We start from the raw sequence: 19,347 nt of genomic DNA, 5'->3' as shown, positions 1-19,347 counted from the left end.
TTTTCTCGAAAAGCTCTCGGGCATGGCGCAGGATCGTGTTCGTTTTGTGCAACTTGCACGAGACTAACGTCGGTTGGAAGGCTGTCAAAGAAAATCTTGTATTTTCAATGTGATATGTGTTTTGTTCGGAACGCCCGCAACGACTGCTCAAGGCAGCGATATCTTGTGGTAGGCTTTCATGCGCGCTCTAAACCATGTGCGCTGGCGCTTGGCGTATTGCCGTGTTGCGATGGTTGCGGCCTCTTTCGCCTCCGAAAGAGTCATTTCGCCCCTCAGATGTGCGATCAGTTCCGGCGCGCCGATGGCCTTGGCGGAGGGTAAAGCGGGGTCCCATGACGCCAGATTGGCCCGCGCTTCATTGAGTGCGCCCTGGTCCAACATCATTCCGAATCGCCGTGCGATCCGCTCATTCAGCCAGTCGCGGTCGGCGTCCATCACGATCGGGAAACAGGCGGAGAGGGGCAGGGCGGGGCGCGGCGTGTCGGCCTGCCAATCCGCGAGGCCGCGCCCCGTGGCGCGCAACACCTCCCAGGCCCGTTGCACCCGCATCGGGTTCAGCCGGTCGATCTTTGCGGCGGTGATCGGGTCCTCGGCGTCCAGTTCCGCCAAAAGTCCTGCATGCCCGCCCTCCATCAGCCGCCGCTGATCGCCAAGCGCGCGGATCTCCGCCGGGGTCTCCGGAATCTCGACCAGCCCCTCGGTCAGGGCCGTGAAATAAAGTCCGGTGCCCCCAACAATGATCGGGCGCTGGGAGCCGGTGAGATAAGGTGTCACATCGCGCAGCCAATGCCCGACGGAATATTGCGCCTCCCCCGGCACATGGCCGTAGAGCACATGATGCGCGCGCGCCTCGTCCGCCTCAGAGGGGCGCGCGGTCAGAATTCGCCAGTTTTCAAACACTTGTAGTGCATCCGCGTTGACGATGACGCCGCCCTGCGCTTCGGCGATCTGAAGCGCAAGTGCGGATTTTCCCGAGGCGGTCGGCCCGGCGATCAGCACCGGCTGATCGGGCGATATGTCAAACGGCAGGCGCATGTCTTCGCGGGTGGCATTCCGCGGATCGTTTGTCCAGAGGCAAAAGCGGAAAAATATTGCGAAGGGCGCATTGATCCTGCCGGGGTTTTCGACCATTTTGGCGGCCATCAACGACATCGAAAAAAACCACATTAAAATACCGGGGACATCTGATGAGCGACGCGGAGCTTGAGCCGGGCCAAGTGCTAAACGGTGGCCACCCTGCCACGAAATATAAACGTGTGCTTTTGAAAATCTCGGGCGAGGCGCTCATGGGCGATCAGGGCTTTGGCCTGCACCCGCCAACCGTCGAACGCATCGCGAAAGAGGTGAAATCGGTGCACGATCTCGGCGTCGAGATTTGTATGGTGATCGGTGGCGGCAACATCTTTCGCGGGCTTCAGGGGTCGGCGCAGGGGATGGAACGCACCACGGCGGATTACATGGGCATGCTCGCGACCGTGATGAACGCGCTCGGCATGCAGGCGGCTCTGGAAGCGCTCGGCATCCACACGCGGGTGATTTCCGCGATCACCATGAACGAGGTGGCCGAACCCTATATTCGCCGCCGCGCTGTGCGCCACCTTGAGAAAAAGCGGATTTGTATCTTCGCGGCGGGCACCGGCAACCCCTATTTCACCACCGATACGGCGGCGACGCTGCGCGCGAACGAAATGGCCTGTGAGGCGATTTTCATGGGCAAGAACGGGGTGGATGGGGTATACGACAAGGACCCCAAGACCAACCCGGATGCCAAACGCTACGATCACGTCAGTTATGACGAGGTGCTGCGCAAGAATCTCAAGGTCATGGATGCCTCGGCGATTGCGCTGGCGCGGGACAACAAACTGCCGCTCATCGTTTTCCCGCTGGATGCGCCGGGCGGGTTCCGGTCGATCCTCGCGGGTGAAGGCACCTATACATTGGTGAACTGATCCGGCTATAAGCAGCGGCGACGCGCTTCCCGTCGGGGAGGCATTGAGAGATAAGAAGGGGGAACACCCATGTCTGATGAGTTCGAACTCGACACCGCCGATCTGGCGAAACGGATGGATGGCGCAATCTCCAACCTGCGCACGGAATTCGCCTCGCTGCGTACCGGGCGTGCCTCGGGCGCGATGCTGGAACCGATCATGGTTGAATCCTATGGCCAGATGACCCCGATCAACCAGGTCGGTACCGTCAACGTGCCGGAGCCGCGCATGGTGACGATCAACGTCTGGGACAAGAGCATGGTCAACAAGGTCGAGAAAGCGATCCGCGAGAGCGGTCTCGGCATCAACCCGCAGCTCAACGGCACGATCATCATGCTGCCGATCCCCGAACTCAACGAGGAGCGTCGCCGCGAACTGACCAAGGTGGCCGGTCAATATGCCGAACACGCCCGTGTCGCTGTGCGCAACGTGCGTCAGGACGGGATGCAGCAGATCAAGAAGAACAAGGACGGCATGTCCGACGACGACCAGAAATTCTGGGAAGGCGAAGTGCAGGACCTGACCGACAAACATATCAAAATGATCGACGAGCTTCTTGCGCACAAGCAGGAAGAGATCATGCAGGTGTGACCGCGTGGGCAGGGCGCGTCGGCCTTGCCGCAAGGATCGCATGATAGCGATTGCGAAGCGCCCTGCCGGGCGCTTCATGTGTAAGACGAACTGTGAGGCGCCATGAGCGAGCCATCGCCGCAAGAGACCGGAGATGCGACCGGGGAGACCACGGGCGGCGGGCCGAAACATGTCGCTGTCATCATGGATGGCAATGGTCGCTGGGCGCAATCGCGCGGCAAACCGCGTCTCTTCGGGCACCACGCCGGCGCCAAACGGGTCAAGGAGATCGTCCGCGCCTGCCCAGATCTGGGCGTGGACTACCTGACGATCTTTGCCTTTTCGACTGAAAACTGGAAACGCACCCAGATCGAGGTTTCCGGCCTCATGAGCCTGTTTCGCCGCTATATTCAGAACGAAATGAAAGGCCTTGTGGCGGAGGGGGTGCGGGTGCGCTTCATCGGTGATCGCCTGCGGCTCGACAAGAAACTCCAGACGTTGATGGACGATCTCGAAGAGGTCACCAGGGACAATAGCAAGGTCCATCTTACCATCGCGATCAACTACGGTGGGCGCGATGAGGTGGCACGTGCGGTCAAGGAAATGGCCTGCCATGTGGCCAAGGGCGAGCTTGACCCGGAAACCGTCGATGAGACAACGCTCACGCGCTATCTCGACACCCGCGTGCTGCCCGATCCGGATCTGGTGATCCGCACGTCGGGAGAGGCGCGGATCTCGAACTTCCTCCTGTGGCAATCGGCCTATTCGGAATATGAGTTCATCGACACGCTCTGGCCGGATTTCACGGCCGAGGTCTTTGCCCAATGCGTCTCGCGCTATGCCGGACGTGATCGCCGTTTTGGTGGGGTGAAGCCATGAAGGGGCAGGGCGGCAAACCCGGAAGCCCTAAAAACGGCAAGTGGCGCGATCTGGCCCCGCGGCTTTTGTCTGCCGCCGTGATGGTCGCCGTTGGCCTCGGGGCGGTTTTCGCGGGGCATCTAGCCTTCACCACTCTGGTCATCGTGGTCGGTCTGATCGGGCTTTGGGAGCTTTGGCGCATGGCACGGCTGAAACAGGCGGCGGGCGGTTTCAGTCCCGGCGATCAGCAGATGCTGGCGCTTTATCTGGTTATCCTGCTGTTGGGCTGTCTCGGTCTCGTCTCGCTCTCTGACGAGGGCGGTCGGGCGCTTTTACTTTATGCGATCGGGCTTGTGGTGGTGACCGACAGTCTTGGTTACCTCGTGGGCAAAACTCTGGGCGGGCCGAAATTCTGGCCCCGGATCAGTCCCAACAAGACCTGGTCGGGCATTTTGGGCGGCTGGGCCGGTTCTGCGATCTTTGCCTATTATGCGCACCCCTATATGCCCGAGGGGTTCGTGCGCCTGTGGTTCTTTGTCACCTCCACTATGGTTCTCTCTTTTGCGTCGCAACTGGGCGACATGCTGGAAAGCGCGCTCAAGCGGCGAATGGGGGTCAAGGACAGCTCCAACATCATTCCCGGCCATGGCGGCGTACTCGACCGGTTCGATGCGCTTTTGGCCGTGGGCGCGCTCTATGTCATTCTTGCGACGATTTTCGGCTGAGGCAAAGCGATGCGACGCATTTCCATTTTCGGGGCCACGGGCTCCATCGGGCAATCCACGATTGATCTGATCCGGCGCGACCGCGAAGCCTATCGGGTTGTGGCATTGACCGGAGGTGGCAATATCGCGCGTCTGGCGCAGGATGCGAAAGACCTGAACGCCGGGATTGCGGTGACCGCCTATGAGGACCGCCTTCCCGAACTGCGTGACGCTTTGGCAGGGACGGGGATCGAGGCGGCGGCGGGGGATCAGGCGCTGATCGAGGTTGCCGACCGCGAGGCCGACTGGATCATGTCCGCCATCGTGGGGGCTGCGGGGCTGGCACCGGGCCTTCATGCGCTGCGTCATGGCACCACGCTGGCGCTTGCGAACAAGGAAAGTCTCGTCACCGCCGGGCCGATGCTCATGGAGACGGCACAGGCGCACGGCGCGCGCATCCTGCCGGTCGACAGCGAACACTCGGCGGTGTTTCAGGCTCTCGTGGGCGAAAAACCCGCCGAGGTCGAACGCGTGATCATCACCGCTTCGGGCGGCCCCTTCCGCGACTGGTCTTTGGAGCGCCTTGAGAGCGCCACGCTGGAGCAGGCTTGCAAGCACCCCTCCTGGGACATGGGGCAGCGGATCACCATCGACAGCGCGTCGATGTTCAATAAGGCACTAGAAATCATTGAAACCAAAGAATACTTTGGTTTTGCACCGGAGCAGATCGAGGTGCTGGTGCATCCCGGTTCCTATGTTCACGCGCTGGTGGGGTTTCGCGACGGGGCGCTGATGGCGCATCTGGGGGCGCCCGATATGCGTCACGCCATCGGCTATGCGTTGCACTGGCCGGAGCGGCGCGAGCTTCCGGTCGAACGGCTCGATCTCGCCAGGGTCGGTCAGCTTCGCTTCGAGGCGCCCGACGAGATCCGCTTTCCGGCATTGCGTCTGGCGCGCGAGGTGATGGCGACCGGCGGGCTGGCCGGTGCGGTGTTCAACGCCGCGAAAGAGGCTGCGCTTGACCTTTTTATCGCACGAAAGATCGGGTTTCCCGACATGGCGCGGTTGGTCGAGCGGGTGTTGACGGAAATGTCAGCGGGTGTGAGCCTGCGGGGCAATGGTCTGAGCTTGGAGACGATTTTGGAAGCCGATAAAGAAGCGCGGGCGCGGGTTTTCGCCCGGCAAGCGGCCTGAAGGGGGTAAAGGGTTCATGGATTTCAGCAGCCTTTTGAACAGTCTGGGCGGTGGCGTTTTCACGCTGGTGTTCTTCATCGTCGCGCTGTCGATCATCGTTACGGTGCATGAATACGGCCATTATATCGTCGGTCGCTGGTCCGGCATCCGCGCCGATGTGTTCTCCATCGGTTTCGGCAAACCGCTCTGGCAGCGCACGGACAAGCGGGGCACGGTCTGGCAGATCGCCGCGCTTCCGTTCGGTGGCTATGTGAAATTCGCCGGCGATGCCAATGCCGCCTCCGCCCCCGATGCGCATGCCGTCGACGGTATGAGCCCGGAAGAGGCCCGACACACCATGCCCGGCGCGCCGCTCTGGGCGCGCACGCTTACCGTGGCGGCGGGGCCAGTGTTCAATTTCGTTTTTTCCTTTCTGGTCTTCACTGCTTTCGTTCTGATGACCGGCAAGGCGGCGGACAAGCTCGTCATCGAAGAGGTGCAACCCGTGCCCTATGAGGTCGGTTTGCTGCCGGGAGACGAGATTCTCGCCGTCGAAGGCGTCGATGTGCCGGAGCCGGGAGAGGTTCTGGGTTTTCTTGAGGAACTGCCGCGGGCGGCGCGTGTATCCTACACCGTGTTGCGCGATGGCCAGGAGGTCTCGGTCGAAGGACCGTACCCCTATCCGGTGATCGTTGCGGGCGTCTCTCCGAAATCGGCGGCGCGCGATGCCGGTCTGAAAACCGGTGACGTGATTACCGCGCTCGACGGTCAGCCGGTCGATACCTTCTGGGATTTGCAGGAATATGTCGGAAGCCATGACGGAACGGCCATGACCCTGACGATCTGGCGCCCGAATGACGCGGGGGGAGAGACGTTCGCGACCACGCTGGAGCCGCGTCGCCGCGACATCCCGAGCGAGGACGGTGGATTCGAGACCCGTTGGCTGATCGGCATCACCGGTGGGTTGTTGTTTACTGTCGGCACCGAACCCGTGGGGATCGGTGAGGCGATGGCGACTGGCATCGGCGCGGTCTGGCAGATCATTTCCATGTCGCTTTCGGGCCTCGGTCACATGATCACCGGTGCGATTTCGGCCTGTAACCTTTCGGGGCCGGTCGGCATTGCCGAAGTGGTTTCCACCTCCGCTTCCGACGGGGCGAGCAGTTTCCTTTGGACTGTCGCCATGCTGTCGACCGCAATCGGGCTGATGAACCTCTTTCCGATCCCGGTACTCGATGGCGGGCATCTGGTGTTCTACGCTTATGAGGCGGTGCGCGGCAAACCTCTGCCGGATCGGGCGGTGGGCATCATGATGACCATCGGCATGGTGGTGATCATGACCTTCATGGTGTTGGGACTCAGTTCCGATCTGTTCTGCAAATGATCTTGTGCCCGGAGCAGGATACGATCCGGGCGTAAGTTTTTCCGAGCAGTTGAGACGCAAATTCCCGCGCGGTCCAATTGCGGTCCAATTCTTGCCACATTCGGCGCGTAGAAGAGGGGCGAGCAGGACGCTTTTTCGCCCTCTCTTCGGTGTCGGGATGACCCCGCGCCGGAATGCGATCCGATTGAAGGGGCCCTGACATGACCACAATCCGTGCCGGCTACCGCAGTCTCAGCCAACTCGTCGATCTCAACTGGGATCGTCTGCTCTATGCCGCGACCATCATCGTTGCGCTGGTTGCAGGCTCTTTCTTCGGTCAGCTTTTTCTCTGATCCGATTGCCACCTCGGGCCGAGTGGCGAAACCACGCTGATTTCTCGCGAAAATCTGATCGAAAACAAGATGAAGGGCTTTCGCTTTCGGCGAAGGCCTTTATGCTGTGTGCAAGCCGGGGCGTTCCGTTTTGACAAGGGGCGGCAATCCCGGTACTCAGCTAGGGACTTGTGGGGAATTTCGAGAAAGCTGCCATGTTCGCATTCAATGATCGTCCGACCCGTGGGGCAACGCGTTTCGCGGCCCGCGCTTTTGCTCTGTCTTTTGCGGCTTTCGCTGTAACGTCCGTGTCTTACACGGCGTTTCCGATCCCGGCGACGGCGCAATCCTACAGTTTCTCCAATGTCTCCGTCGAAGGCGCCCAGCGGGTTTCGACCGACACGATCCTGTCCTATGCGGGAATCGCCCGAGGTCAGAGTGTCTCGGCCGCCGAACTCAACGACGCCTATCAGAAGGTGCTGGGCTCCGGTCTGTTCGAGACGGTGGAATTCACCCCGCGCGGCAACACGCTTGTGATCAAGGTCGTGGAATTTCCTGTCGTCTCGGCCATTTCCATCGAGGGCAACCGGAAAGTCTCCGATGACGCGCTGATGCCTGCGCTGCAAACGAAGGTGCGTCGGGTCTATTCCCCCGCCATGGTCGAGGCCGATGCCGCCGCTCTCACCGAGGCCTATGAGGTCAAGGGACAGCTCGTCGCCACCGTGACGCCGAAGATCATCCGCCGTCCCGAAAACCGGGTCGATGTGGTGTTCGAAGTGTCCGAGGGCAAAGGTGTCGAGGTCGAGCGTCTGAGTTTTGTGGGCAACCGCAGCTATTCCGACGCGCGTCTGCGCCGGGTTTTGGAAACCAAACAGGCGGGGCTGCTGCGTTTCATCGTCGGACGTGACACCTATGCCGAGGACCGGGTCGAGTTCGACAAGCGCGTGCTGACCGATTTCTACACCTCGCGCGGCTATGTCGATTTCCAGGTGCTCAACGTCGCCGCTGAATTCTCCCGTGAGCGCAACGCCTATTTCATGACCTTCAATGTGCGTGAGGGGCAGAAATACGAGTTCGGCAAAATTTCCGTCTCCTCCGAGATCGCAGAGGCCGATGGCGAAGAGTTCCTTAAGGTCAACAAGATTCGCGAAGGCCAGACCTATTCGCCGCTCGCCGTGGACAATACCATCGAACGGATGGAAACGCTCGCCACCAAGAAGGGCATCGACTTCCTGCGGGTCGAACCGCGGGTGACGCGCAACGACCGCGCCCAGACGCTCGACATCGAATTCGTGCTGGTACGCGGCCCGCGCGTCTTCGTCGAACGTATCGACATCGAAGGCAACGCCACCACGCTCGACCGTGTCGTGCGGCAGAAATTCAAAACCGTCGAGGGCGACCCGTTCAACCCGCGCGAGATTCGCGATGCGGCGGAACGTATTCGTGCGCTTGGATTTTTCTCCAACGCCGATGTGAACACCCGCCAGGGTTCCGCCGAGGATCAGATGATCGTCGATGTGAACGTGACGGAAAAACCCACCGGGTCCTTTACCTTTGGCGGCAACTACTCCGTTTCCGAAGGCGCGAACCTGATCGCATCGTTCAGCGAGGCGAACTTCCTCGGGCGTGGGCAGAAACTGTCTTTCAACCTGACAACGGACATTGAGGACGGCAGCCTTACCTTCAACTTCGTCGAACCGGCCTTCCTCGGGCGGGATGTGGCCTTCGGTATTTCCGCGGGTCTCGGCACCTCGCAACCCTCCTATGCCGAGCATATCACGCGCCGGGCCTATATCTCGCCGCGGTTGACCTTCCCGGTGTCGGAAAACGGTGCGCTGACGGTGAACTACCGCGGTGAGATCGCCGAGATCGTTGAGGATGACGATTACATAGACGCTGGTTACACCTATCCGGTGCAGATTCAGAACGACATCGACGCCGGGCGACTGACCACCCACAGCCTCGGCTATTCCTACAGCTACGATACGCGTCGCAGCGGGCTGAACCCGAATGCCGGAATGCTGTTCACATTCGGTCAGGACTATGCGGGCCTGATCGGTGGCGATACGGATTATATCAAGACCTCCGCCGAGATCACCGGCGAGATGAAGGTCTGGCACGAAGAGGTCACTCTGCGCGCCACCCTCGAAGGCGGGGTGATCGACGCCGATGGCGACAGCCGGATTACCGACCGGTATTTCAACGGCCCGTCGATCATCCGTGGCTTCGAGCCGGGCGGCATCGGGCCGCGCTCGGACAACAACGATCTGGCGCTTGGCGGTAATTACTATGCCGTGGCGCGTCTGGAGGCGAATTTCCCGCTCGGTCTGCCCGAGGAATACGGGGTCTCCGGCGGTCTGTTCTTCGACTATGGCTCGGTCTGGGGGCTGGACGATGATACGGGCATCATTGCGGGCTCAGACGATCTGAACTGGCGCTCCGTGGTCGGAGCCTCAATCTTCTGGACGACCCCGATGGGGCCGTTGCGCTTCAACTTCACCCATGCGCTCGACAAGGAAGAGTACGACAAGGAACAAACCTTCGACCTGACCATTTCCACGAGCTTCTGACGGGGGCCAGCGATGCGGTTTGCGGCGGTTTTGATCTGTGTCCTGTGTCTCGGTTCCTTTGCGGCCGTGGCGCAGGAAACGGGAACGGCCACCGTATCGGAGACGGGAACGGGGCAAGCGACAGAGAAGGCCCGGTCAAGGCTGGTCTTTCCGGTTCTTGTGTTCGACCGCGCCCGTGTGCTGACGCAGAGCGCGGCGGGCAAGGCGCTGGAAGAGCGGATCGAAGCGGCGCACACGGCGCTCCTTGAAGAGAACACGCGTATCTACGATGAGCTTGAGGCCGAGGAACAGGAACTTGCCGACATTCGCAACAGTCTGAGCGAGGAGGTGTTTCGCCCCCGCGCCCAGGCGTTCGACGAAAAGGTCGAGGCGCTTCGGGCGGAACAGGACCGCAAGGGGCAGGCCATTCAGGCGCAATATGACGAGGGTTTGACCTCGCTGGAGGAAGAGATAAACACCGTTTTGGCCAGTATCGCGCGGGAATACGGCGCGCTTCTGGTGTTCGAGCGCGGGCAGGTCTATCTCCTGAGCGGGGCGATCGACGTTTCCGGCATGCTGATCGAGCGCCTCGATGCGCGAATGAACGTATCGGAAGAAACCGACAGTGCCACTGGGACCGGCAGTGACTCCGATGCGCCTGCGGCTGAGACTGCGACACCGCAGCAGGATTGAGGGCGCTTGTCAGCCCTTGCCGCGATTGTTACAGGATTGTGGAAAAATGCCATCCCGCCCGCTCAAGGGCCGCGTGCGGGCCGGACCGGGGACGGGGCCGGATGAGGTGTCAAAATGGCCCAATGAGAAGAAGGCCCCGGGGAAAGACATGACCGAGAGCACCAAACCCACCATCGCCGATATCGACCTGATCCAGCGCATCCTGCCGCATCGTTACCCGTTCTTGCTGGTGGATCGCGTGGTCGACATCGTTTGCCCGGAGAGCTGCACCGGCATCAAGAATGTTACCTTCAACGAGCCGCATTTCCAGGGCCATTTCCCCGGCGAGCCGGTGATGCCCGGTGTGACCATCGTCGAAGCCATGGCGCAGACCGCCGCCGTGATGGTGGGCGTTCACATGGATCTCGCTGACAAGGTGTTCAACGTCTATTTCATGAACATTGACGGCGTGAAATTCCGCCGCAAAGTCGTTCCCGGCGATCAGCTCAAGATGCATGTCACGGTGAAACGCGGCGGCGGCAAGGTGTGGAAATTCGATGGCCGCGCCGAGGTCGAGGGCGAGCTTGCCTGTCAGGCGGAATTTACCGCGATGATGGACCTGACGCCGAAATCCTGAGGCCGGACTCCGGAAGGAAAGCCCATGAGCACGATTGACCCGAGCGCGACAATCCACCCCTCTGCGGTGATCGAAGAGGGGGCCGTGATTGGCGCGGGCTGTGTGATCGGCCCGTTCTGCCTTGTCGGGCCGAAGGTGCGGCTGCACGACCGGGTCACGCTCAAATCCCATGTTGTCGTCACTGGTGACACGGAAATCGGCGAAGAGACCACGGTGTTCCAGTTCGCCTCCGTCGGAGAGATTCCGCAGGATCTCAAGTTCAAGGGCGAAGAGACCCGGCTGATCATCGGCAAGCGCAACCGCATCCGCGAATACGTGACGATGAACACCGGCACCGAGGGCGGCGGTGGGGTGACCCGCGTGGGTGATGACGGGCTGTTCATGTCGTCCTGCCACGTCGCACACGATGCGCAGATCGGCGACCGTGTGATCCTCGTGAATTCCGTCGCTGTCGCGGGGCATTGCCATATCGAGGACGATGTGATCATCGGCGGGCTGTCGGGCATCCACCAATGGGTGCGGATCGGGCAGGGCGCCATCGTGGGCGCCCTCTCCATGGTCACATCCGACGTGCTGCCGCATGCTTTGGTGCAGGGGCCGCGCGCCGAGCTGGACGGGCTGAACCTTGTGGGCCTCAAACGCAAGGGCGTCGACCGTGATGATATCAACCAGCTTCGCGCAGCGTTTCAGATGCTCAAACAGGGCGAGGGATCGTTCAAGGACCGCGCCCAGCGTCTGACTGAGGATTTCGACAGCGATTACGTCGCGCGCATGGTGGCTTTCGTCATGGGCGAGAGCGACCGCGGCTTTCTGACCCCGAAGTGACCCCATGACCCGGACCGCGATCATAGCCGGATCGGGCACGTTGCCGCGGCTTCTCGCCGAGGCGCTGAACCATCCGGTCTATGTCACGCTCGATGGCGCGGGAGCCCCCGAGGGTATCGACCATGTTACTGCCCGGATCGAAAAACTCGGCAAGCTTTTCAAGGAACTGAAATCCCATGATGTCGGCGCGGTTGTCTTTGCCGGAGCCATGGCGCGGCCCAAGGTCAATCCGGTCAAGCTCGACCGCCACGCCTTCCGCCTCGCGCGCAAGCTCGGCAAGGGCGACGATGCGCTCCTGCGGGAGGTGCTGGCACTATTCGAAGATCAGGGTTTCCTGATCCGGGCCGCCACCGAAATCCGTCCCGATCTCTTGCTTGCGCCAGACACGCTCTGGGGCCGTAAACCTTCGCGTGAGGATCTTGAGGATGCGGCGCGCGCCCATGAGGTACTGGAGGCGCTGTCACCTCTGGATGTCGGACAGGGTGCGGTTTGTGCCGGGGGGCAGATGCTCGGGATCGAAACGGTGCAGGGCACGGATGCTATGCTGTCTTTCGTCGGGGCCACGCCGGAACGTCTGCGCCGCGCCAAGGGAGTCTTCGTCAAGGCCCCGAAGCGGGGGCAGGATTTGCGCATCGACATGCCGACCATCGGCATCGAAACGGTGGAAAAGGTGATTGCCGCCGGGATCGGTGGTATCGTTGTGCCCGCAGGCGGGGTGATTGTGCTTGAGCAGGAACGCGTAAAAGCACGGGTGAAGGAGGCGGGATTGTTCCTGAAGGCGCAATGACGGTATCCCGAAAGATCAAAGTGTTCGTGATTGCGGGCGAGGCCTCGGGCGACAAACTTGGCGCTGCCGCCATGGCCGGTTTGAAATCTCTCGCCGATGTGGAGTTTCGCGGCGTTGGCGGTGAGCGCATGGCCGAAGAGGGGCTGGAAAGCCAGTTTCCGATGTCCGAACTCAGTCGGATGGGGATTGCGGAAATCCTGCCGAAATATTTTCACCTCAAACGCCGCATCCGTGAAGTGGCCCGTGCCATTCTCGACTGGCAGCCCGATGTGGTCCTGACCATCGACAGCCCGGATTTTTGCCTGCGCGTCGCGGACATCGTGAAGGCCGAAAGCGACATTCGCATCTGTCATTACGTCGCGCCGACGGTCTGGGCCTGGCGGCCCGAACGCGCCGCGAAAATGGCGAAACGGGTCGATCAGGTGTTGGCGCTGTTTCCCTTTGAACCGCCCTATTTCGAGAAAGAGGGCCTGCGCTGCGATTTCGTCGGGCATCCGGTGGTCACGGAGGACCTGGCGAGCTGCGACGAGGTGATGACCTTTCGGAACACTTACAACTTGGTCGATAAACCCGTCGTCCTGATCCTGCCCGGCTCGCGCAAGGGAGAGGTGAGCCGTCTTGCCCCGATTTTCGGCGAGGCTCTGGGGTTTTTCGCGAAAACCCATCCCGAAGCGGGTTATTTTCTGCCTGTCGCACCGGGGCTCAAGGACTATGTGGCCGAGGCGGTGAAAGACTGGCCGGTGAAGGTCGAACTCATTGAAGACAGGGAGAGCAAGGCGACCGCTTTCCGTGGGGCGGACGTGGCGCTCGCGGCCTCAGGCACGGTGTCTCTGGAACTCGCGGCCAACGATACGCCGATGGTGGTTGCCTATCGGATGAACTGGCTGACCGAGCAGATCGTCAGGCGCAAGCTGCTGGTCGATACGGTGACTTTGGTCAATCTGGTTTCCGAGACCCGTGTGGTGCCGGAATTCCTCGGCGCCGACTGTATCCCGCAAAAGATTGCGGCGAGCCTGTCGCATGTGCTCAATACCAAGGGTGCAGAACAACACCCCGCCCTGGCTCTCACCATGGAGCGGCTCGGTCGCGGAGCGGAGCCGCCGGGGCTCCGTGTGGCGCGTGCCGTGCTCGACGGAATTGCGCAGGTGCAGATCGCGGACTGAGTATTTCGACAGCTAAGGGAGCGCGGGTCAGGCCGTGCTGCGCCAGCGTTCCAGATGTGGGATATTACGTGTCATGAGCCAGGCGAGTGGTCCCCATGTGCCATGATCGCGCAGTTTCTCAGTGCAAAGGTTCTGCATGTCATGGACGGTCATCCCGGGATCGACGAATTCCCCATCGAGATAACAGAACGAACAGAAATGATCGGATCGGGTTCCATCGGCATTGCGCCCACCGCCCAGCGGGTCTTGGGACAGGGGCATGCCGCAGCTTTGGCAGAATTTCACAGGAGATGTCATGGCGCAGCCCTCCATTGCAACCATGACGGGTAGAGTAGGGCGACTCAGCCGCGCGATTCTTTGCGTTCGGTCAATTCGCGGCGTAACGTGATCGCCGGAGGTGGGCGATGCTCGCGCGTGTTTTCTATGCTGTTTTGATGTTTTGGGCCGTGTCCGCACAGGCCGACGGCCTTGTGGTCGAGGATTTGACCGCAGATGCCGCACGCGGGGCCGAAATCTATGCCGATCGCTGTGCGCGATGTCATGGCGTTGCGCTGGAAATGATCCTCGCCCCCGAGGACGCGCCCCGAGTCGCGGCATTTCTGGCCACGCACAAAACGCGCTTCGATCAGGATCGTTCGGCTCAGGACAACGCCGATCTCGCGGCCTATCTGGTGAGCCTGTCTCCCACTCAGCGCAACTGAGATTCGAGTTCTCTGGTGCGGGCGCGGGTCAGTTCGACCCGGCAGGACCGGATCGCGATCCCCGCGCCGGAGCCGCCGCCGAACCCCGCACCGACAGACTCGCATTGCGCATCGCGGTAGGTTTCCCAGGCGGTTTGCGAGGCTTCAAGCGCGGGCAGGGCGATCTCGCGCCCGGTGATCTCATCCAGTTCCTGCGCGGAATTGCGGACAAACCCCAGAGTCATCTCCATGGCGCGGGTGGCCTTGTCCTCGACCTCGGTCAGACAGGCGGCAATCTCCACTTGCGAGCCGCTATCGACGGAGCATTCCGTCGACGGATCGGCAAAAACCGCAGTCGGGAGGAGAGCGACCAGGGCGATGCGTTTCATTTCAGCGTCCTTTCCAGATCCAGCCGCCGCCATAGATGCGCGGGCTGTCCGGATCATAGAAGACACAGGCCTGACCGGGCGAGACGCCTTCTTCGGCGACCGCCAGTTCGACTTCTGCCTCGGTTTCCGAGATCGGGCGAATGATGGCTTCGCGCGGCGGGCGGGTGGAGCGCACTTTCACGTCCAGCACCCATTCGTCGCGCGAGGTGAACGGTTCATCGCCGAGCCAGTTGATCTCCCGCACCGGGATCGTCCGGGTCGCAAGCATGTCTTTGGGGCCGACGACCACCTGCCGGTTGTCCACATCGAGCTTCACCACATAAAGCGGATCGGCAAGCCCGCCGATGCCAAGCCCACGGCGCTGGCCGATCGTGTAGTGAATGACGCCCTTGTGCGTGCCAAGCACATTGCCGTTGTGATCGACGATCTCGCCGGGTTCCGCCGCGCCGGGGCGCAGTTTCTCGATCACCTGCGCATAATTGCCATTGGGTACGAAACAGATGTCCTGACTGTCGGGTTTGTCCGCCACCGACAGGCCGTATCTGGCCGCGAGCGCCCGGGTCGCATCTTTCGATGGCAAATGCCCCAGCGGGAACCGCAGATATGCGAGTTGCTCCGGCGTCGTCGAGAACAGGAAATAGCTTTGGTCGCGGTTCGGGTCCGCCGCCGAGTGCAATTCCGGCCCATTGGGGCCCATCACACGCTGGATGTAATGCCCGGTCGCCATGCAATCCGCATCAAGGTCCTTGGCGGTGTTCAACAGGTCCTTGAACTTCACCCGCTCGTTGCAGCGGATGCAGGGCACGGGCGTTGCGCCGGCAAGATAACTGTCGGCAAATTCGTCGATGACGGCATCCTGAAAGATGTTCTCGTAATCGAGCACATAATGCGGGAATCCCATCTCTTCGGCTACGCGGCGGGCGTCGTGAATGTCGCGGCCCGCACAGCACGCGCCCTTTTTCGCGAGCGCCGCGCCATGATCGTAGAGCTGGAGCGTCACCCCCACCACGTCATAGCCCTCTTCGGCAAGTTGGGCTGCGACCACGGACGAATCGACGCCCCCCGACATGGCCACGACCACGCGGGTGTCCTTGGGGGCTTTCGCAAAGCCTAAAGAGTTCAGCGGGTGTGCGCCGTCGTCAAACATGAACAAATCCTTTCGGGAACAGACCCGCTATATAAGAAAATTCGAGCTATTCTCAAGCCCCGGCTTCACCCCCCATTAAGGGGATTGGGTCAAAACAGAGGAGAAATTCACGAAGAGGGTGAGACCTATGTATCTCAAAAAAGTTGATGGACCCCGTGCGGTGACCCTTCCCGATGGTTCGATCATGACCCGTGCCGATCTTCCGCCGAAAGACACCCGCCGCTGGGTCGCCTCGCGCAAGGCTGCCGTGGTGAAGGGGGTTGCCTTCGGACTGATTCCCGTCACCGAGGCGTTGAAGATGTACGGATTGTCCGAGGAAGAGTTCAATTCGTGGAAAAATGCCATCACTGAACACGGTGAAGCGGCTCTGAAAGCCACGTCTGTGCAGAAATACAGACAACCTTGAGTTGAATTCCAAGAAAGGTTAAAACTGGTAACATGTAGTTAACCATTTTTAGCCATCTTCCTGACAAGCGAACGCAACAAGAACGTATTTGGAAGAGAACAACGGAGACCCAAGGTTATGCGCATTTTGCTGGTCGAAGACGATCCCACCACCTCGAAAAGCATCGAGATGATGCTCTCTCACGCCAATCTCAACGTCTATACGACGGATCTCGGGGAGGAGGGGATCGACCTCGCGAAACTGTATGATTACGATCTGATCCTGCTCGATCTCGGTCTGCCCGACATGAACGGTCACGAGGTGCTGCGCCAGTTGCGTCTGGCCCGGGTCGATACACCGATCCTGATCCTCTCGGGCGCCGACGACACCGAGAACAAGATCAAGGGATTCGGTTTCGGCGCCGACGATTATCTGACCAAACCCTTCCATCGCGAAGAACTGGTTGCCCGCATTCACGCTATCATCCGCCGCTCGAAGGGCCATTCGCAATCGGTCATCCGAACCGGTAAGATCGAGGTCAATCTCGATGCGAAAACCGTGTCCGTGGACGGAAAACCCGTGCACCTGACCGGCAAGGAATATCAGATGCTGGAACTTCTGTCGCTGCGCAAGGGCACGACGCTGACCAAGGAAATGTTCCTCAATCATCTCTACGGCGGCATGGATGAGCCCGAGCTGAAGATCATCGACGTGTTCATCTGCAAGCTGCGCAAAAAACTCGCCAACGCCACCGATGGGGCGAATTACATCGAAACCGTCTGGGGCCGGGGCTATGTCCTGCGGGATCCGGAACCGGCAAGCGGTCATGGCGATGAGCAGATCGCCATTGGCGCCTGAAACCTTTGTACCCTGCGGCTCCCGTGCCGCCGGTTTGTAACCCGTCGGGACTGTTTTCTCTCCTTCGTGGATATCACTGGACCTCCCCGTGTCCCTCTCCTAAACCAAGGGAAAGGCACCCACGGGGAGGTATTTTCATGGCTGACGATGTGGCACAGGTCAAATCCGTTGACACGTTGAGCGTGGAAGACGCGCGTGCGGAACTCGCACGGCTTGCGGATATTTTGGCCGGGGCCAACACCGCCTATCACGGCGAAGATGCGCCGGTGATGTCGGACGCCGATTACGATACGCTCAAGCGGCGCAATGCCGCCATCGAGGCCCGCTTTCCCGAGTTGAAACGGGAAGACAGCCCCACCGAACAGATCGGAGCCGCGCCGTCCGAGGGGTTTGGCAAGATCACCCATGCGGTGCGCATGATGTCGCTGGCCAACGCGTTCGACGATGAGGATGTGCAGGAATTCGACCGTTCCGTGCGCAAATATCTCGCAGCACCGGGGGAGATTGCCTATACCGCCGAGCCGAAAATCGACGGCTTGTCGCTGTCGCTGCGCTATGAAGGGGGCAAGCTGGTGTCGGCAGCCACCCGTGGTGACGGTGTGGTCGGTGAAAACGTCACCGCCAATGCCCGCACCATTTCCGATATTCCTCAGGACCTGACCGGTGCGCCCGAGGTGCTCGAAGTGCGGGGTGAGGTCTATATGTCGCACGCCGATTTCGAGGCGCTGAACGCGCGCCATGCCGCGCGCGGCGGCAAGACCTTCGCCAATCCGCGCAACGCCGCCGCCGGTTCTCTGCGCCAGCTGGATCCGGAAATCACCCGTGCGCGCCCGCTGAAATTCTTCGCCTATGCCTGGGGGGAGTTGTCGGAGCCCTTGTCGGACACGCAGATGGGCGCCATGCAACGTCTGTCGCAGCTTGGGTTTCCAATCAACCCACTGACAAAGCGCTTTACCGAGATTGCCGATCTGATTGCGCATTATCATGAGATCGAAGCACAGCGCGCCACCTTGGGCTATGACATCGACGGCGTGGTTTACAAGGTCGACCGGCTCGACCTGCAACATCGTCTGGGCTTTCGCTCGACCACGCCGCGTTGGGCCATTGCACACAAGTTTCCCGCCGAACTGGCCTGGACCCGGTTGGAGGCCATCGACATCCAGGTCGGTCGCACCGGCGCGCTCTCTCCGGTCGCCCGCCTCACGCCGGTCACGGTCGGCGGTGTCGTCGTCTCCAATGCCACGCTGCACAACGAGGATTACATCAAGGGGATCGACTCGCGTGGCGAGACAATCCGCGATGGTAAGGATATCCGCGTCGGCGACTGGGTGCAGGTCTATCGTGCCGGGGATGTGATCCCGAAAGTGGCCGATGTCGATCTGGCCCGACGTCCCTCCGACGCTGTGCCCTATGTGTTTCCGACGACTTGTCCCGAATGCGGATCGGACGCCATCCGCGAAGAGGGTGATGCGGTCCGTCGTTGCACCGGCGGTCTGATCTGTCCCGCGCAAGCTGTTGAAAAGCTGAAACATCTTGTCTCGCGTAACGCCTTCGACATCGAAGGCCTCGGCGCGAAGCAGGTGGAGCAGTTCTACAAGGACGGATGGGTAAAGGAACCTGCGGACATCTTTGAACTCAAAGAGAAATTCGGTCCCGGAAATCTCACGCAGTTGAAGAACCGTGAAGGTTGGGGCGAGAAATCCGCGCTCAATCTCTTTGAGGCCATCGACGCCCGCCGCGACATTCCGCTGGCCAAGCTGATTTTCGGTCTCGGTATCCGCCACGTTGGTGAAAGCTCTGCAAACCTGCTCGCAACCCATTATGGAACATGGGAAAATTTCGAGCGCGCGATGAAATCTGCGACCGTCGGCGCGGGATCGGAATGGGACGACCTGCTGTCCATCGACGGCGTGGGCGAGGTCATGGCGACCTCCGTGATCACCACTTTCCATCAGGAGGCCGAACGCGCCTCCATCGACCGGCTGGTCGCGCATCTGCGCCCGATCGAGGCGGAAAAACCGCAAAGCGACAGCCCGGTCAGCGGCAAGACCGTGGTCTTTACCGGCACGCTCGAAAAAATGACCCGCGCCGAAGCCAAGGCTCGCGCCGAGGCGCTCGGTGCGAAGGTGTCGGGCTCGGTTTCTGCCAAAACCGATCTGGTCGTGGCCGGTCCGGGCGCGGGTTCGAAAGAGAAGAAAGCACGTGAGTTGGGGGTTGAAGTGTTGGACGAAGACGGTTGGCTTGCGCTGATCGGGGACGCATGAGGG

The 19,347-nt window shown here is 60.9% G+C and carries 21 protein-coding genes; 17 read left to right on the top strand and 4 right to left on the bottom strand.

Annotation, left to right across the window (positions count from 1 at the left end; translation table 11 throughout):
• Window positions 1-147: 147 nt before the first annotated feature.
• Entirely contained in the window at window positions 148-1,131 is a 984-nt protein-coding gene (gene miaA / locus C8N42_RS16365) for a tRNA (adenosine(37)-N6)-dimethylallyltransferase MiaA (RefSeq protein ID WP_107817703.1), read from the bottom strand.
• Window positions 1,132-1,187: 56 nt separating this feature from the next.
• Between miaA and pyrH the strand changes: the two genes are divergently transcribed.
• The 13 genes from pyrH to lpxB all read left to right on the top strand — a co-directional run bounded on the left by pyrH (window position 1,188) and on the right by lpxB (window position 13,621).
• Window positions 1,188-1,949, top strand: coding sequence for a UMP kinase (gene pyrH, locus C8N42_RS16360; RefSeq protein ID WP_245890210.1), 762 nt, complete (start codon window positions 1,188-1,190; stop codon window positions 1,947-1,949).
• A 69-nt stretch (window positions 1,950-2,018) separates the two neighbouring features.
• Window positions 2,019-2,579: a ribosome recycling factor gene (gene frr, locus C8N42_RS16355; RefSeq protein ID WP_107817653.1), complete on the top strand. Its 561-nt coding sequence runs from the start codon at window positions 2,019-2,021 to the stop codon at window positions 2,577-2,579.
• 102 nt (window positions 2,580-2,681) lie between these two features.
• Window positions 2,682-3,437, top strand: coding sequence for an undecaprenyl pyrophosphate synthase (locus C8N42_RS16350; protein ID WP_107817652.1), 756 nt, complete (start codon window positions 2,682-2,684; stop codon window positions 3,435-3,437).
• Window positions 3,434-4,141 (top strand): phosphatidate cytidylyltransferase, encoded by a 708-nt coding sequence (locus C8N42_RS16345; protein WP_107817651.1) that lies wholly within the window; start codon window positions 3,434-3,436, stop codon window positions 4,139-4,141. Before C8N42_RS16350 ends, C8N42_RS16345 begins: the two co-directional genes overlap by 4 nt.
• Before the next feature lie 9 nt (window positions 4,142-4,150).
• Entirely contained in the window at window positions 4,151-5,314 is a 1,164-nt protein-coding gene (gene dxr, locus C8N42_RS16340) for a 1-deoxy-D-xylulose-5-phosphate reductoisomerase (protein ID WP_107817650.1), read from the top strand.
• Window positions 5,315-5,330: 16 nt separating this feature from the next.
• Window positions 5,331-6,677, top strand: coding sequence for an RIP metalloprotease RseP (gene rseP, locus C8N42_RS16335; RefSeq protein WP_107817649.1), 1,347 nt, complete (start codon window positions 5,331-5,333; stop codon window positions 6,675-6,677).
• Window positions 6,678-6,877: 200 nt separating this feature from the next.
• The gene (locus C8N42_RS22095; RefSeq protein WP_281261421.1) at window positions 6,878-7,009 is read left to right on the top strand and encodes a hypothetical protein; all 132 of its coding nucleotides are present in this window, start codon (window positions 6,878-6,880) and stop codon (window positions 7,007-7,009) included.
• A gap of 194 nt (window positions 7,010-7,203) precedes the next feature.
• Entirely contained in the window at window positions 7,204-9,558 is a 2,355-nt protein-coding gene (gene bamA, locus C8N42_RS16330; RefSeq protein WP_107817648.1) for an outer membrane protein assembly factor BamA, read from the top strand.
• A gap of 12 nt (window positions 9,559-9,570) precedes the next feature.
• Entirely contained in the window at window positions 9,571-10,230 is a 660-nt protein-coding gene (locus tag C8N42_RS16325; protein ID WP_107817647.1) for an OmpH/Skp family outer membrane protein, read from the top strand.
• A gap of 148 nt (window positions 10,231-10,378) precedes the next feature.
• Window positions 10,379-10,846 (top strand): 3-hydroxyacyl-ACP dehydratase FabZ, encoded by a 468-nt coding sequence (fabZ, locus tag C8N42_RS16320; protein ID WP_107817701.1) that lies wholly within the window; start codon window positions 10,379-10,381, stop codon window positions 10,844-10,846.
• Window positions 10,847-10,870: 24 nt separating this feature from the next.
• Window positions 10,871-11,671, top strand: coding sequence for an acyl-ACP--UDP-N-acetylglucosamine O-acyltransferase (gene lpxA / locus C8N42_RS16315; protein WP_107817646.1), 801 nt, complete (start codon window positions 10,871-10,873; stop codon window positions 11,669-11,671).
• A 4-nt stretch (window positions 11,672-11,675) separates the two neighbouring features.
• A complete protein-coding gene (locus tag C8N42_RS16310; RefSeq protein WP_107817645.1) occupies window positions 11,676-12,458 on the top strand; it encodes an LpxI family protein in 783 nt (260 codons plus the stop codon).
• Window positions 12,455-13,621, top strand: a complete 1,167-nt coding sequence (lpxB, locus tag C8N42_RS16305) for a lipid-A-disaccharide synthase (RefSeq protein WP_107817644.1) — start codon at window positions 12,455-12,457, stop codon at window positions 13,619-13,621. The genes C8N42_RS16310 and lpxB overlap by 4 nt, the downstream gene beginning before the upstream one ends.
• 27 nt (window positions 13,622-13,648) lie before the next feature.
• Here lpxB and C8N42_RS16300 read toward each other — a convergent pair whose 3' ends face one another.
• On the bottom strand, window positions 13,649-13,918 hold the full coding sequence (locus C8N42_RS16300) for a zinc ribbon domain-containing protein (RefSeq protein WP_107817700.1): 270 nt from the start codon (window positions 13,916-13,918) through the stop codon (window positions 13,649-13,651).
• 107 nt (window positions 13,919-14,025) lie between these two features.
• Here C8N42_RS16300 and C8N42_RS16295 point away from each other — a divergent pair, with 107 nt between their 5' ends.
• Window positions 14,026-14,322, top strand: a complete 297-nt coding sequence (locus C8N42_RS16295; RefSeq protein WP_107817643.1) for a cytochrome c family protein — start codon at window positions 14,026-14,028, stop codon at window positions 14,320-14,322.
• On the opposite strand, the gene C8N42_RS16290 is transcribed toward C8N42_RS16295, so the two are convergent.
• Both C8N42_RS16290 and mnmA read right to left on the bottom strand, forming a co-directional pair.
• Complete coding sequence (locus C8N42_RS16290) at window positions 14,310-14,690, bottom strand: lysozyme inhibitor LprI family protein (RefSeq protein ID WP_107817642.1); 381 nt, start codon at window positions 14,688-14,690, stop codon at window positions 14,310-14,312. The genes C8N42_RS16295 and C8N42_RS16290 overlap by 13 nt on opposite strands.
• A 1-nt stretch (window position 14,691) precedes the next feature.
• A complete protein-coding gene (gene mnmA, locus C8N42_RS16285) occupies window positions 14,692-15,837 on the bottom strand; it encodes a tRNA 2-thiouridine(34) synthase MnmA (RefSeq protein ID WP_107817641.1) in 1,146 nt (381 codons plus the stop codon).
• A gap of 127 nt (window positions 15,838-15,964) precedes the next feature.
• On the opposite strand from mnmA, the gene sciP reads away from it, so the two are divergent.
• The 3 genes from sciP (at window position 15,965) to ligA (ending at window position 19,344) form a co-directional block, all read left to right on the top strand.
• A complete protein-coding gene (sciP, locus tag C8N42_RS16280) occupies window positions 15,965-16,243 on the top strand; it encodes a CtrA inhibitor SciP (protein ID WP_107817640.1) in 279 nt (92 codons plus the stop codon).
• Between the two features lie 117 nt (window positions 16,244-16,360).
• Window positions 16,361-17,080 (top strand): response regulator transcription factor CtrA, encoded by a 720-nt coding sequence (gene ctrA / locus C8N42_RS16275; RefSeq protein WP_107817639.1) that lies wholly within the window; start codon window positions 16,361-16,363, stop codon window positions 17,078-17,080.
• 137 nt (window positions 17,081-17,217) lie between these two features.
• Window positions 17,218-19,344 carry an NAD-dependent DNA ligase LigA gene (ligA, locus tag C8N42_RS16270; RefSeq protein ID WP_107817638.1) on the top strand — a complete coding sequence of 709 codons (2,127 nt, stop codon included), beginning with the start codon at window positions 17,218-17,220 and terminating at the stop codon, window positions 19,342-19,344.
• Window positions 19,345-19,347 lie beyond the last annotated feature (3 nt).

This window comes from Celeribacter persicus, assembly GCF_003050785.1.
In the GTDB taxonomy this organism is placed as follows: domain Bacteria; phylum Pseudomonadota; class Alphaproteobacteria; order Rhodobacterales; family Rhodobacteraceae; genus Celeribacter; species Celeribacter persicus.
The sequence above is the reverse complement of the archived record's forward strand: the minus strand, read 5'-3'. Positions and strand labels throughout refer to the sequence as shown.